Raw genomic sequence first — 12,490 nt, forward strand, 5'->3', positions numbered from 1 at the left:
TTAGTTTGGGAATTTACCCCATTTTCACAAATGGGAAATACGTCAAGACACTAATAATCAAACAAACAACTGATAAGATGATGGCACGCCAATCAAATGCTGTAGAGAAGAAACCATATAAAATTGGTGGCATTACCCAAGTAACATTTTGCGTAACAGGTGAAACGAGACCCCAGCTTGTTGCCCAGTAAGCTACCGTTGCCATGAAAACTGGGCTAAGTACAAATGGTATAAATAGCAAAGGATTCAAGACAACTGGTAAACCATAATTGACCGGTTCACCAATATTAAACAGAACTGGTGCTAGACCAAGTTTGGCAACTTTTCGATAATGACTGTTTCTTGAAAAAATTAAAATAGCAAGTACTAATCCTAATCCTCCAAACCAGACAAACGCCCCAAAAGATCCACTTGTCCATATATAAGGAATCGGTTCACCTTTTTGGAAAGCATCCAAGTTCGCTAACATAGCAACTCCAAATAGCCCTTCCATGATGGGAGCCAATACATTTCCTCCATGGAGACCAAAAAACCAGAATAATTTATTCAAAAAGATCATCAGAATAACTGCAAAGAAACTTTGAGACAAACCTAGTAATGGCGTTTGTAACACCTTGTAAACCCAATCAATCAATAAGTCATTGCTAAGTAAATGGAAAACATAAGTCAAGATGGCTACTATATACATCGCCATAAATCCTGGAATGATAGAAGTGAACGGCTTAGCAATCGCAGGGGGAACTGAATCTGGTAACTTGATTACCCAGTTCTTTTTCATCACTTTACAGAAAATAATAGAGGCTAAAAATCCAATCATCATGGCTGTAAAGTAGCCTCTGGCATTGATATGGTTTCCTGGAATCACATTCCCAATAGTTACCATCAGATTTTTACCATCAAATGCTAGATTATCAATTCCTTGTAAGATTTTATCTAATTTCACATCTCCTACATTTGCCAAAGGGAAACTCTTTGTAACTGTACTTCCAATCGAAATGACAAACGAGGCAAGTGATACCAAACCAGCAGAAACTGTATCAACCTTGTAAATCTTAGCGATATTCACTCCCAAGCAATAGATGAACAACAAGGAAACAATTGGTATACTTCCCTTGAATACCAAATTATTGATGTCAACAAGCCACTGAAAGGTTTTCGTAATACTTTCTAGGTGAAATTGTTGTGGTAAATCCACTAGAAAAGCATTTAATAACAAAGCAATGGAACCTGTCATAATAACAGGCATAGTCCCCACAAATGAATCACGTAAAGCAACTAAAAACTTCTGATTCCCAACTTTCATTGCAATTGGAGAAAGTTTTTCTTGCATTTTATCCAACATTGTATTCATACCAAACTCCTAATTTTTTTCAAATCGTTTGTACACTTCTACCACTTCTTTTGCTAAGTCAACAAAGGTCAGACTCGTCATTAAATGATCTTGCGCGTGTACCATCAAGAGGCTAATTGAAGTTTCTTCCCCCTGTGCCTCTCTTGTCAACATTTCTGTTTGAGCCTTATGCGCCTGTAATAAGGCAGCATTCGCATCAGCTAATCTTTGATTGGCTTTTGAGAAATCACCTTTTTTTGCTGCCTGAATAGCCTCCATAGCATTACTTTTGGCTTCCCCACCATACATAATTAGCCCCATTACAGATTCTAAATTACTTTCATTCATAGCATTCTCCTCAATCTTAGTCTAATAAACTTTCAGCTAAATCTAAGACCTTAGAACCATTCATCATTCCGTAATCTGTCATCGGAATAACCGCCACAGGAATCTGTCTATCTTTTAGTTTTTCTTGAAAGTTCCCTAGTAAATAGCGAACTTGAGGGCCTAAAAGCAACACATTTACTTCTTTTGTTGCTACAATTTCTTCTGCTTCAGGAGCTGGAACTGCAAAAATTTCTGCATCCAACCCCTTATCTTCTGCTGCCTTTTGCATCTTTGTCACTAGCAGACTTGTACTCATACCTGCTGCACACGCTAACATAATTGTTACTTTAGCCATAGCTTACTCCTTTATCACCTATTTACTGACCTAGCCAAGCGAGATACTGTATGTCTCACTCCTCTAATTGCCTTGCTCAAGGCATAAATATTATCGACTGTTGCCAGTCCCCCATATCCTGCATCACCTATATGTTGAATATCAACTCCACAAATTTTATTTCTCAGCGCTATTTCCCTAATTGTCTCCGTATCAGATGTTTCTTGGCTAGTACCAATAGCACTCAATACAAGACCACCCTTACTATGAACGAGATCAACGACTTCACGCAACTCTTGGTCATGAAAGGCTGGAACGGTTCCAACTGCTGGAACAAGTATCACATCCGCACCTGCTTCCAACAATTGCTCTGCGACAGAAAGCTCTGCCACAGGCTCATTCACTCCTGCCCCGTGCATCTTACCTGCAATAATCAAACCAGAAAAGTTTTCCTTAGCAGTTTGAACAGCCTTAATGATTTCTCGATTGCTAACTCCTGTTCCAGGATTTCCAGTCAAACAGACAAAGTCAAAACCTAACTCCTCTATTCGCTTCAATGTTTCAACACTAGCAACACGACCTGCAACAATTTCCTGTGTTTCCTCTAGCATCTTTGCAGATGGGTCAATCGGTTCCAAATTTACACCAATTGGGCAAGCAACGAGCTGGTGTAAGCGATGAATAACATCATCACCTGAACTATCCAAAGCATAAATTTTAGGCTCAAAAACATCAACACAATTCAATAAAATCATGTCAGCTCCAAAAGCTCTAGCAATTTCAGAATTAGTGATATCTCCAACAAATGTCTCACGAGTGGCTACATTTTCAGATAGAACAACTCTACCTTCACTTGCTAAAATACTTTGTTTTAATTCTTCAGCATTCATCTCTAATATCTCAGATGGATTTGCACTAATTAAACGTTTCATTCTCAATCCTCCAACTGATTGAAATATTTTCGTAACAACTAGGCTCTATATCATTGTTAGCAAGAACCCCTATCATCACATACTACTCTATTTTCTATCTTGTGAATTATTTTCCGTTGCACTTCCTCTTAAATATATTTTATTATCAAAAGTTATCAATTAGCTTTATTTTTTGACGTCAAGTTGTTATTTGATTATCTTTTGTTATTTATATTTTACAACTATAAGAAAGCCTTGTCAAGGATTTGTGTAAACATTTGATTATTTTTTATTATCAATATATAATAAAAAGAGACCAGTAAGTAATGAAAAGCTTAAAAAGATTAACATCTACATTTATCCATAGCAAAAAATCATAGGATTTTAAGAATCTGACAACTAGGAAGAAAACTAATATGACCTTATCTAAGAAACAATTACAACTAAGAGCTAAAATACTGGAGACAGTTTACACATTAGGACCCATTTCACGAATTGAAATCGCTACTAAAACCGGAATAACACCTGCAACAACTAGCAGTATCACAAATGAGCTGATTAAAGAAAACATTCTCTTAGAACTTGGTGAAGACGAACACGATACAAGTGTAGGGAGAAAAAAAATTCTGCTAGACATTCAAGCTAATCGATTTTACTACATTGGTTGTGAACTATCTGAAAAACACTTTACTTTTGCTTTAGGAGATAATCTAGGAAATATCTTAAAAGAAGAGAAAGAAATTGTTACTAAACAGTTAATCCAAGAAAAGGGAAATCAACTCATTAGCCAGACACTAAAGCAATTCTTAAATAACTGCTCTGATTATAAAATAGAAGCAATTGGAATCGCGCTACCTGGTCGCTATTTAGATGATTATAAAATAACAACAAACAATCCTTTATGGCAACATATCGACTTAGAAATGATTCAATCCCACTTTGATAAGCCTTTGTTTTTCTCTAACAATGTTAACTGTATGGCTATAGGTAAACGCCTATTTAGTCGCCAACAGAATGACCCTAATTTTGCTTATTTTCATTTTGCTAGAGGTATGCACTGTTCTTATATCTACGACGGGAACATTTATGGGAAAGGGAATCTAATGATTGGAGAAATAGGGCATACAGTTGTTTCATCTGAGGGAGAAGAATGTAGTTGCGGGCGCAAGGGATGCTTACAAACTTTTGCTGGAGAATCTTGGTTAATCAAAAAATCAAAAATTCTATATCATCAATCTACCTATTCTTTACTTCCTAGCTTAGTCAAAAATGCCGATGATATTGATATCCAAGTTATTTTAACCGCTTATCAATTAGGTGACACTGGAATAATCACACTTATCCATCAAGCCTTACTCTATCTTAGTCAAACCATTTTAAATATCAGTATGATGATTGACTCTCAAAAAATCTACCTACATAGTCCTTTACTAACAAATCAGCACATCATCCAAAAACTATATAGTGAAATGAACTACAAACCCAAATTGCTCTATAATCGCCTACCTGAAGTTATTATTGAACCTTATAATGATTTTACAGCTGCACACTCAGCTATTGCACTTTGTTTGTATCATACAATTCTACATTCCTAATTTTCTATTACATTTAATAAATAGGCTAAAAAGAGGGAGTATATCATAAAAAGCGAACAAACCTGTTTTCTGAAAATCAGAATTCTGTTTTGTTCGCTTTCTTTATATTTGTAATTAAACTCCTATCTCCCCTTTTTCATAATGTATTTTCGTATAGGTGTTTCAACAATTTGAACGATTTCAAATCCTTCTTTTTGGTAAAGATTTTGAGCTCTTTGATTTGCCTCGAAGACATTTAGAGAAATACTATCTATATCTTCATTTGCAAATGCCAAACTAACAAATTTCCTTAAAACTTGGCTACCTAATCCTTGCCCTTGTTTCTGGGGGTTGATAAAAAATCTTCCAATATGAAGATTCTTATCTTCTAGCCTGATTTTCTGGATTAGCCCGACAAACTCTTGTCTATCAAAAATAGAAAAGATTCCTTCCAAATCTTGCAAGACTTGAATTGTCAAGGGAAAAGGAATCATTGTTCCCATCCATTGTTCTTGAAAGGATTTGCCAAGAGAGTTGGACCATTGACATACGCGTTGAGCGTTTTCTATACTCACCTTTTCTTCAAAACGAATTGTCATCTTTTCCTCACCATCTTATCTATATTTCTCCATTATACTACTTCTCCTATTTTTTACGAATAGATAAGTATGATTGATTTTTATTTTTTTCTTGTCGGGAGCATTCTCGCTTCTTTTCTTGGTTTGCTCATCGACCGTTTTCCAGAGCAATCCATTATCCAACCTGCTAGTCACTGCGATTCCTGTCAGACTCCCTTGCGTCCCTTAGATTTGATTCCGATTCTCTCGCAGGTCTTCAATCGCTTTCGCTGTCGCTACTGCAAGTCTCGCTATCCTGTTTGGTATGCCCTTTTTGAATTGGGATTGGGACTTCTCTTTCTGTCTTGGTCTTGGGAATTGCTTTCCTTGAGTCAAGTCATCCTAATCACTGCGGGTTTGACCTTGGGCATCTACGACTTTCACCATCAGGAATATCCCTTACTGGTCTGGATGACTTTCCACCTAATCCTCATGGCTTCCTCTGGCTGGAATCTGGTCATGGTCTTCTTCCTTATCCTTGGAATTTTAGCTCATTTTATCGATATCCGCATGGGTGCAGGGGATTTCCTCTTTTTAGCTTCTTGCGCTCTCGTCTTTAGCATAACCGAGTTACTCATCTTGATTCAGTTTGCTTCTGCAACAGGAATTCTAGCCTTTCTCCTGCAAAAGAAAAAGGAAAGACTTCCTTTCGTACCTTTCCTCTTACTTGCTGCTTGTGTGATTATTTTTGGTAAGCTACTGCTTGTTTGATAAAGTCCTCAATTGGCTCTCCTTGGTGGAGAGCTTTTACGATTTTCGAACCGACAATCACGCCATCTGACACCGCATTGAAGCGTTCTACATCGGCTTGACTAGACACACCAAAACCTGTCAAGACTGGGATGTCAGCCACTTGATGCAATTGCGCCAAGTGCTTGTCCAAGTCTGCACGGTAATTGCCGGATTTCCCTGTCACCCCATTGATGGCAACCGCATAGACGAATCCTTCTGCCCCATCAATCAACTCTTTCTGGCGCTCAAGTCCTGTTGTCAAACTAACTAGGGGTATCAAGGCCATGTCTGTATCTGCCAAAAATGGTTCTACAAAGTTGGCATGCTCATGAGGAAGGTCTGGAATAATCAAACCCTTAACCCCTGTATCAGCCAAATCTTTGACAAAGTTCTCAACACCGTACTGAAAGAGGGGATTAAAGTAGGTCATAATGACAAGTGGAACTTCTGTTTGAATGGTTTTCAAGGTTTTAACCAAAGCCTGGGTAGAAGTTTCGTGAGCTAGACTACGCAAGCCTGCTTCTTCGATCACAGGTCCATCTGCAACAGGGTCTGAAAAGGGAATGCCCACTTCAATTGCAGAGACACCCAAATCTTCTAAAAAGTGGATTGTTTCAGCTAAACCATCCAAACCTTTCTCATGGTCTCCAGCCATGATATAGGGCACGAAAATTCCTTTTCCAGCTGCTTTTATAGCATTCAATTTTTCTGTTAGTGTCTTAGGCATGAGCTTCTCCCTTCTTTGCTGCATCTGCTTCCAAGCGGTCTTTGACTTGAACCACATCCTTGTCCCCACGACCTGATAGACAGACAATCATGGACTTGTCTGGGCCAAGTTCTTTGGCCAATTTCACCGCAAAAGCGATAGCGTGGCTAGATTCCAAGGCCGGAATAATCCCCTCCACACGAGACAAGAGTTGGAATCCTTCCAAGGCTTCTTCGTCTGTCACAGGAACATAGCTGGCACGTTTGATATCGTGGTAGTGAGAATGTTCTGGACCGATACCAGGGTAGTCCAAGCCTGCTGAGATAGAGAAGGCTTCAAGAATTTGACCATGGGCATCTTGGAGCACATCCATGAGAGAACCGTGAAGAACACCTGGACGACCCTTGGTCAAGGTAGCTGCGTGGTGCTCTGTATCTACACCAAGTCCAGCTGCTTCAGCCCCATACATGGCTACTGACTCATCTTCTACAAAGGGATGGAAGAGACCGATGGCATTCGACCCACCACCAACACAAGCTACTAGGGCATCTGGCAGATCTTGACCTGTCAAATCGCGGTACTGTTGTTTAGCTTCTCGTCCAATGACACTTTGGAAGTCACGAACGATTTCTGGGAATGGATGAGGCCCCAAGGCAGAACCAAGGATATAGTGGGTATCATCGATATTAGCCACCCATGAACGAAGGGCTGCATTGACCGCATCCTTGAGCACGCGCGAACCGTCTGTCACTGCCTCAACCTTGGCTCCCAAAAGCTCCATACGGAAGACATTGAGGGCTTGGCGTTTGACATCTTCCTCACCCATGTAGATGGTACATTCCATGTTAAAGAGGGCTGCAGCAGTTGCAGTTGCCACACCGTGCTGACCAGCACCTGTTTCAGCAATAATTTTCTTTTTACCCATGCGTTTGGCAAGCAAAACTTGTCCCAAGGCATTGTTAATCTTGTGGGCCCCTGTATGGTTAAGGTCTTCCCGTTTGAGATAAATCTTGGCTCCGCCGATATGCTGGGTCAAGTTTTTTGCGTAGTAAAGGGGAGTTTCGCGTCCCACGTACTGACGCAAGAGTTGGTTTAATTCCTCTTGGAAACTTGGGTCTGCCTGACTTTCACGGTAGGCCTTCTCCAACTCTAAAACTGCTGTCATCAATGTTTCTGGGACAAAACGTCCGCCGAATTTTCCGTAAAATCCATCTTTATTTGGTTCTTGATATGCCATTCTTTACCCTCTCTATAAATCTTCTAATCTTTTCATGATCTTTTTGTCCGTCTATCTCCACTCCGCTCGATACATCTACTGCATAGGGAGTAAAGTGTTGAATTGCTTTTACTACATTGTCTTCATTAAGGCCACCTGCGATAAAGAAAGGCTGAGTTAGTCCAATCGTATCCAGTTGACCCCAGTCAAAGGTCTGGCCACTCCCAGCCACAGGGGCATCAAAGAGGAGATAGTCTGCCTGAGAATTGGGCACATGCCCCTCTCCATCCACCTGCACAGCCTGAATACTGACACAAGGCAAATCCTCAAACAAATTATCCGCCACCTGGCCGTGAACCTGTACCAAGTCCAAGCCAACTTTGTCAATCGCTTTTAGCAGTTCTGCCCGACTTGGTGAAACAAATACACCAACCTTTTTGACATCTGCAGGAATAAGCTTTGCCAACTCAGCAGCCTGATCCAAGGTCACCTGTCTTTTACTAGGTGCAAAGACAAAACCGATGTAGTCGGCTCCTGCTGATACAGCTGTTTCCACCGCTTCTTTGGTCGATAGTCCACAAATCTTAACCTTTGTCAATCTGCAACTCCTTGATTCTCTGGGCCACATCTTCTGCCTGCATAAGAGCTGTCCCAACTAAAATTCCATTAAAGTATGGTGCTACTCGTTCCGCATCCTGCCCTGTGAAAATAGCAGATTCAGAAATGTACAAGCAATCATCTTTGAAATGTTTAGCCAAATCTACACTGGTCTGCAAGTCAACTTCAAAGGTGGTCAAATTGCGGTTATTAACCCCAATAATCTGAGCACCAAGTCTGTGAGCCACTTCTAGTTCAGTTAGATTGTGAGTCTCCACCAAGACTTCCAGACCAAGCTCTGTCGCATAGTCATAAAGTTCCTTGAGGCGTTCTTCTGACAAGGCGGCCACAATGAGCAGGATGACTGTCGCACCGGCATTACGAGCGCGGATGATTTGCTTTTCATCGATAATAAAGTCCTTGTTAAGCGTCGGAATCTGTACCTGACTGGAAATCTCTCGCAGATAATCCAAATGTCCTTTAAAGAAAACTTCATCTGTCAAAACAGAAATCATCACTGCACCGTTTTCTTCATAAGTCTGGGCCTGTTGCACAATATCCACATCGAGATTGATATCTCCCAAACTAGGGCTAGCTTTCTTGACCTCAGCGATTACCTGTAAACGGTCTTGGTGTTGTTTTAGATAGTCAGCCAAGCGATAGGTCTGGCGCAGGGACTGGATTTCCTCCAGCTCCATCTGCTCAACCTCACGCGCCTTCTGCTCCAAAATTCGTGCTAAAAATTCCTGACTCATTTTTGGTACTCCTGTAACAGTCTGAGTTTTTCAAGGGCCTTGCCACTAGCAATCACTTGACGAGCCAAGGCAACTCCTTCCTTGATACTAGCAACCTTACCATTAGCATAGAAACCAAGACCAGCATTTAAAACTGTCGTTTCCAAGAATGGACTTGGTTCATTTTTAAGAACGCTGAGCAAAATTTCTGCATTTTCCTGAGCATTGCCTCCACGGATATCTTCGATAGCGTGGCGCTCCATCCCTAAATCCTCTGGAGTAAAGCTTGATAAGGTGATTTCACCATTTTCAAGAAGTGCAATCTTGGTTGTTCCATTCAAACCAGCTTCATCCAATCCTTCTGGCCCAGCAACCACAATAGCACGTTTGCGACCCATATTTTTCAAAACCTGAGCTGTACTTTCTAGCAGTTCTGGACGACTAATTCCAAGAAGCTGTGTTTCCAAGGCCATTGGGTGAATCAGGGGACCAGTCAAGTTCATGATTGTTGGAATTCCCAACTCCAAACGAGCTGGCATGATGTATTTCATGGCTGGGTGCATATTTTTGGCAAAGAGAAAGACGATTCCAGTTTTATCAAATACCTTACCTAGTTCAGCTGGTTTGAGGTCTAGGTTGATACCCAAGGCTTCGAGGACATCTGCAGAACCAGATTTAGAAGAAATCGAGCGGTTACCATGCTTGGCCATATGAACACCGCCACCAGCCAAGACAAAGGCTGCAGTTGTGGAGATGTTAAAGCTGAAAGACTTGTCCCCACCTGTACCACAGTTGTCCATGGCATCATGAATTTCAGTTGGAATATGTTGGGCATGCCCTCTCATGACTTGGGCAATGGCTGTGCGTTCCTCAGGTGTTTCCCCCTTCATCTTAAGAGCCAAAAGAAGAGAAGCAATCTGCGCCTCCGTTACACGCCCAGTTACGATACGCTCGATGACATCCGTCATTTCCACACCTGATAAATTTTCAAATTTTGCTAGTTTTTCAATAATATCTTTCATCCTAGTTTCCTCACTTTACAACCTTCTCGATAAAATTCCGAATAGAAGACAAGCCATCTGGCGTTCCGATACTTTCTGGATGGTACTGGAAGCCATAAATCGGTAGGTTTTTATGTTGAATCCCCATGATGGCTTGGTCATCATTCGAACGAGCTGTCACTTCAAATTCTTCTGGCATTTCCTCAATCAAAATACTGTGATAACGCATGACTGCACGTCCATCCTCGATACCTTGATACAAAACAGATGGCGCTTCAAAGCTGATATTGCTCTGTTTCCCATGCATGACTTTTGGAGCCAAACCTAACTTACCACCAAAGACTTCTGCAATGGCTTGGTGGCCTAAACAAATCCCAAGAATCGGCTTCTTGCCAGCAAAATCACGAATCATATCTTCCATCTTTCCAGCATCAACTGGCCAACCAGGACCAGGAGAAAAGACCAGACCATCTGCTTTTTCAGCTTCTTCATATAGCTTAGGATCATCATTTCTCAAGACCTGCACTTCTGCAAAATTCCCAATGTATTGGGCCAAGTTATAGGTAAAAGAATCATAGTTGTCAATCAATAAAATCATGGTCTTAGTTCTCCAATTCTAGTCATAGATTTAGCCTTGTTAATGGTTTCTTGGTATTCGTTTTGGGCGATAGAGTCGTAGACAATCCCTGCCCCAGCCTGCACATAAGCTCTTTGATTTTTGAGAATCATGGTTCGGATGGCAATGGCAAAATCCATATCACCCGTCGCAGACAAGTAGCCGATTGCTCCTGCGTATACGCCTCGTTTTTCCGTTTCCAGTTCATAGATGCGTCTCATAGCACGAATCTTTGGTGCTCCTGAAACTGTTCCAGCTGGAAGTGTAGCTTTCAATGCATCCATAGCAGTGAGTTCTGGAAGCAAACACCCCTTGACCACGCTGGTCAAATGCATAACATAACGGAAGAGCTCCACTTCCATATACTTGGTAACTTGGACACTGGCCGTTTCAGAGATGCGGCCAATATCATTTCGTCCCAAGTCTACTAACATCCGATGCTCTGCTGTTTCCTTCTCATCCGAAAGTAAATCTGTCGCCAAGACCTTGTCCTCTTCTTCCGTAGTTCCTCTTGGTCGCGTACCTGCAATCGGATTGGTTGTCACGATGCCATTTTTGACTGAAACCAAACTTTCAGGACTAGCACCGATGATTTGATAATCCCCAAAATCATAGAAATAGAGGTAATTTGATGGATTGGTCACGCGAAGATTTCTGTAGAAGTCAAATGGATTTCCAGTAACTTCTGCTGAGAAGCGCTGGCTGAGTACGCATTGGAACATATCCCCGTTACGAATCAGGTCACGAGCCGTTTCCACCATTTCTTCAAACTTCTGAGGAGCGATATGGGGTTTGAAGTCTAGCGGAGATAAATCCAAGTCTTCAAATTCATTTGGAGCAAGGATGCGTAATTCCTCAAGCACTTGGTTCAAGGCTTTTTCCAAATCTTCTTGACTACGATCGCTGTAAAGAGCATCCTCGATGACATGAATTTTTTCCTTCTTATGGTCAAAAACTATGTAACTCTCATAGACAAAGAAATGCATGTCTGGCGTTCCAATGGTATCCTCAGGGATTTGACCAATTTCTTCATAGAGCGAAATCATATCGTAACCAACAAAGCCAATAGCTCCCCCACCAAAAGGTAGATCTGAATGGTGCTGGCTCTTATGAGTCACTTCATAAAGGAAATCCAAGGGATCCCGATCAATCACTTGACCATTTTGATAAAGGACTCCATTTTCAAACTTAATCTCAAAAACAGGATTATAGGCTAAGATAGAAAAACGAGCTGTTTCCTTGTCTCTCGGAATACTTTCTAAGATAACCTTGTGTTGCCCCTTTAGACGCATATAAGCCAAGATTGGTGATAAGACATCTCCATGAATGATTCGTTCCATTGTAATTTCCCTTTCAGTTCTACTTCTAGTCCGTGGTGACTGTATGAAAAATCCCCACGCAAAATAACTTGCGTGAGGACGAAATTCGCGGTGCCACCTCAATTATAGGATTTCTCCTATCTCTCATTCCTGTCTCAGAAACCTCCTGTAACAGGCTGTGCGATAAAGGGCACTCCCTTGAGAATTATGTTTTCTTCTCTCGTTTCAGATGGACCCAACCTTACAACTTTCTCTGCTTGTTTCCAGCGACCACAAGCTCTCTGTGAGAGAAAGACTGTAATTTTTCCATCTATTATTTTTTAGCTTCTAGGTAGTCCGCAATTGCAGCTACGTCCTTGTCTCCACGACCAGAGACATTGATGATGAGATGTCCATCTCAGTACACCTTCATACTCTTCGAAAATCTCTTCAAACCGCGTCAACGTCGCCTTGCCGTATGTATGGTTACTGACTTC

14 protein-coding genes are annotated in these 12,490 nt (G+C 41.2%); 2 read left to right on the forward strand and 12 right to left on the reverse strand.

Annotated elements, in window-relative coordinates; translation table 11 throughout:
• Positions 1-13: 13 nt before the first annotated feature.
• The 4 genes from HT696_RS09355 to HT696_RS09370 are packed head-to-tail and all read right to left on the reverse strand — an operon-like array spanning position 14 to position 2,923.
• Positions 14-1,351 (reverse strand): PTS sugar transporter subunit IIC, encoded by a 1,338-nt coding sequence (locus HT696_RS09355; protein ID WP_173283590.1) that lies wholly within the window; start codon positions 1,349-1,351, stop codon positions 14-16.
• A 9-nt stretch (positions 1,352-1,360) separates the two neighbouring features.
• Positions 1,361-1,678: a PTS lactose/cellobiose transporter subunit IIA gene (locus HT696_RS09360; RefSeq protein WP_050239156.1), complete on the reverse strand. Its 318-nt coding sequence runs from the start codon at positions 1,676-1,678 to the stop codon at positions 1,361-1,363.
• A 16-nt stretch (positions 1,679-1,694) separates the two neighbouring features.
• Positions 1,695-2,012, reverse strand: a complete 318-nt coding sequence (locus HT696_RS09365; RefSeq protein WP_050105030.1) for a PTS sugar transporter subunit IIB — start codon at positions 2,010-2,012, stop codon at positions 1,695-1,697.
• 14 nt (positions 2,013-2,026) lie between these two features.
• Positions 2,027-2,923, reverse strand: coding sequence for a WecB/TagA/CpsF family glycosyltransferase (locus HT696_RS09370; protein WP_164226077.1), 897 nt, complete (start codon positions 2,921-2,923; stop codon positions 2,027-2,029).
• 395 nt (positions 2,924-3,318) lie between these two features.
• Between HT696_RS09370 and HT696_RS09375 the strand changes: the two genes are divergently transcribed.
• Positions 3,319-4,497 carry an ROK family transcriptional regulator gene (locus HT696_RS09375; protein WP_164226076.1) on the forward strand — a complete coding sequence of 393 codons (1,179 nt, stop codon included), beginning with the start codon at positions 3,319-3,321 and terminating at the stop codon, positions 4,495-4,497.
• 122 nt (positions 4,498-4,619) lie between these two features.
• On the opposite strand, the gene HT696_RS09380 is transcribed toward HT696_RS09375, so the two are convergent.
• Positions 4,620-5,075, reverse strand: a complete 456-nt coding sequence (locus HT696_RS09380) for a GNAT family N-acetyltransferase (RefSeq protein WP_173253183.1) — start codon at positions 5,073-5,075, stop codon at positions 4,620-4,622.
• Between the two features lie 69 nt (positions 5,076-5,144).
• Between HT696_RS09380 and HT696_RS09385 the strand changes: the two genes are divergently transcribed.
• Entirely contained in the window at positions 5,145-5,804 is a 660-nt protein-coding gene (locus tag HT696_RS09385) for an A24 family peptidase (RefSeq protein ID WP_164226074.1), read from the forward strand.
• Here the strand turns inward: HT696_RS09385 and trpA are convergent.
• From trpA to trpE, 7 genes are read right to left on the reverse strand one after another with little or no spacing between them, the layout of a single operon-like run.
• Positions 5,776-6,552 (reverse strand): tryptophan synthase subunit alpha, encoded by a 777-nt coding sequence (gene trpA / locus HT696_RS09390; RefSeq protein ID WP_164226073.1) that lies wholly within the window; start codon positions 6,550-6,552, stop codon positions 5,776-5,778. The two genes, HT696_RS09385 and trpA, sit on opposite strands and share 29 nt — an antisense overlap.
• Positions 6,545-7,768 carry a tryptophan synthase subunit beta gene (gene trpB / locus HT696_RS09395; RefSeq protein ID WP_000331265.1) on the reverse strand — a complete coding sequence of 408 codons (1,224 nt, stop codon included), beginning with the start codon at positions 7,766-7,768 and terminating at the stop codon, positions 6,545-6,547. Before trpB ends, trpA begins: the two co-directional genes overlap by 8 nt.
• Entirely contained in the window at positions 7,746-8,345 is a 600-nt protein-coding gene (locus HT696_RS09400; protein WP_173283591.1) for a phosphoribosylanthranilate isomerase, read from the reverse strand. The genes trpB and HT696_RS09400 overlap by 23 nt, the downstream gene beginning before the upstream one ends.
• Positions 8,332-9,099, reverse strand: a complete 768-nt coding sequence (trpC, locus tag HT696_RS09405; RefSeq protein ID WP_173283592.1) for an indole-3-glycerol phosphate synthase TrpC — start codon at positions 9,097-9,099, stop codon at positions 8,332-8,334. Before trpC ends, HT696_RS09400 begins: the two co-directional genes overlap by 14 nt.
• The gene (trpD, locus tag HT696_RS09410; RefSeq protein ID WP_173283593.1) at positions 9,096-10,100 is read right to left on the reverse strand and encodes an anthranilate phosphoribosyltransferase; all 1,005 of its coding nucleotides are present in this window, start codon (positions 10,098-10,100) and stop codon (positions 9,096-9,098) included. Before trpD ends, trpC begins: the two co-directional genes overlap by 4 nt.
• A gap of 10 nt (positions 10,101-10,110) precedes the next feature.
• Complete coding sequence (locus tag HT696_RS09415; RefSeq protein ID WP_173283594.1) at positions 10,111-10,677, reverse strand: aminodeoxychorismate/anthranilate synthase component II; 567 nt, start codon at positions 10,675-10,677, stop codon at positions 10,111-10,113.
• The gene (trpE, locus tag HT696_RS09420) at positions 10,674-12,035 is read right to left on the reverse strand and encodes an anthranilate synthase component I (RefSeq protein WP_173283595.1); all 1,362 of its coding nucleotides are present in this window, start codon (positions 12,033-12,035) and stop codon (positions 10,674-10,676) included. The genes HT696_RS09415 and trpE overlap by 4 nt, the downstream gene beginning before the upstream one ends.
• Positions 12,036-12,490 lie beyond the last annotated feature (455 nt).

The organism is Streptococcus sp. 9903 (assembly GCF_013276625.1).
Taxonomy (GTDB): domain Bacteria; phylum Bacillota; class Bacilli; order Lactobacillales; family Streptococcaceae; genus Streptococcus.

Bases quoted from the DNA above. Each gene is read 5' to 3' on its own strand.
- HT696_RS09355 (WP_173283590.1), bottom strand. From the start codon at position 1,351: ATGAATACAATGTTGGATAAAATGCAAGAAAAACTTTCTCCAATTGCA.
- HT696_RS09360 (WP_050239156.1), bottom strand. From the start codon at position 1,678: ATGAATGAAAGTAATTTAGAATCTGTAATGGGGCTAATTATGTATGGT.
- HT696_RS09365 (WP_050105030.1), bottom strand. From the start codon at position 2,012: ATGGCTAAAGTAACAATTATGTTAGCGTGTGCAGCAGGTATGAGTACA.
- HT696_RS09370 (WP_164226077.1), bottom strand. From the start codon at position 2,923: ATGAAACGTTTAATTAGTGCAAATCCATCTGAGATATTAGAGATGAAT.
- HT696_RS09375 (WP_164226076.1), top strand. From the start codon at position 3,319: ATGACCTTATCTAAGAAACAATTACAACTAAGAGCTAAAATACTGGAG.
- HT696_RS09380 (WP_173253183.1), bottom strand. From the start codon at position 5,075: ATGACAATTCGTTTTGAAGAAAAGGTGAGTATAGAAAACGCTCAACGC.
- HT696_RS09385 (WP_164226074.1), top strand. From the start codon at position 5,145: ATGATTGATTTTTATTTTTTTCTTGTCGGGAGCATTCTCGCTTCTTTT.
- trpA (WP_164226073.1), bottom strand. From the start codon at position 6,552: ATGCCTAAGACACTAACAGAAAAATTGAATGCTATAAAAGCAGCTGGA.
- trpB (WP_000331265.1), bottom strand. From the start codon at position 7,768: ATGGCATATCAAGAACCAAATAAAGATGGATTTTACGGAAAATTCGGC.
- trpC (WP_173283592.1), bottom strand. From the start codon at position 9,099: ATGAGTCAGGAATTTTTAGCACGAATTTTGGAGCAGAAGGCGCGTGAG.
- trpD (WP_173283593.1), bottom strand. From the start codon at position 10,100: ATGAAAGATATTATTGAAAAACTAGCAAAATTTGAAAATTTATCAGGT.
- HT696_RS09415 (WP_173283594.1), bottom strand. From the start codon at position 10,677: ATGATTTTATTGATTGACAACTATGATTCTTTTACCTATAACTTGGCC.
- trpE (WP_173283595.1), bottom strand. From the start codon at position 12,035: ATGGAACGAATCATTCATGGAGATGTCTTATCACCAATCTTGGCTTAT.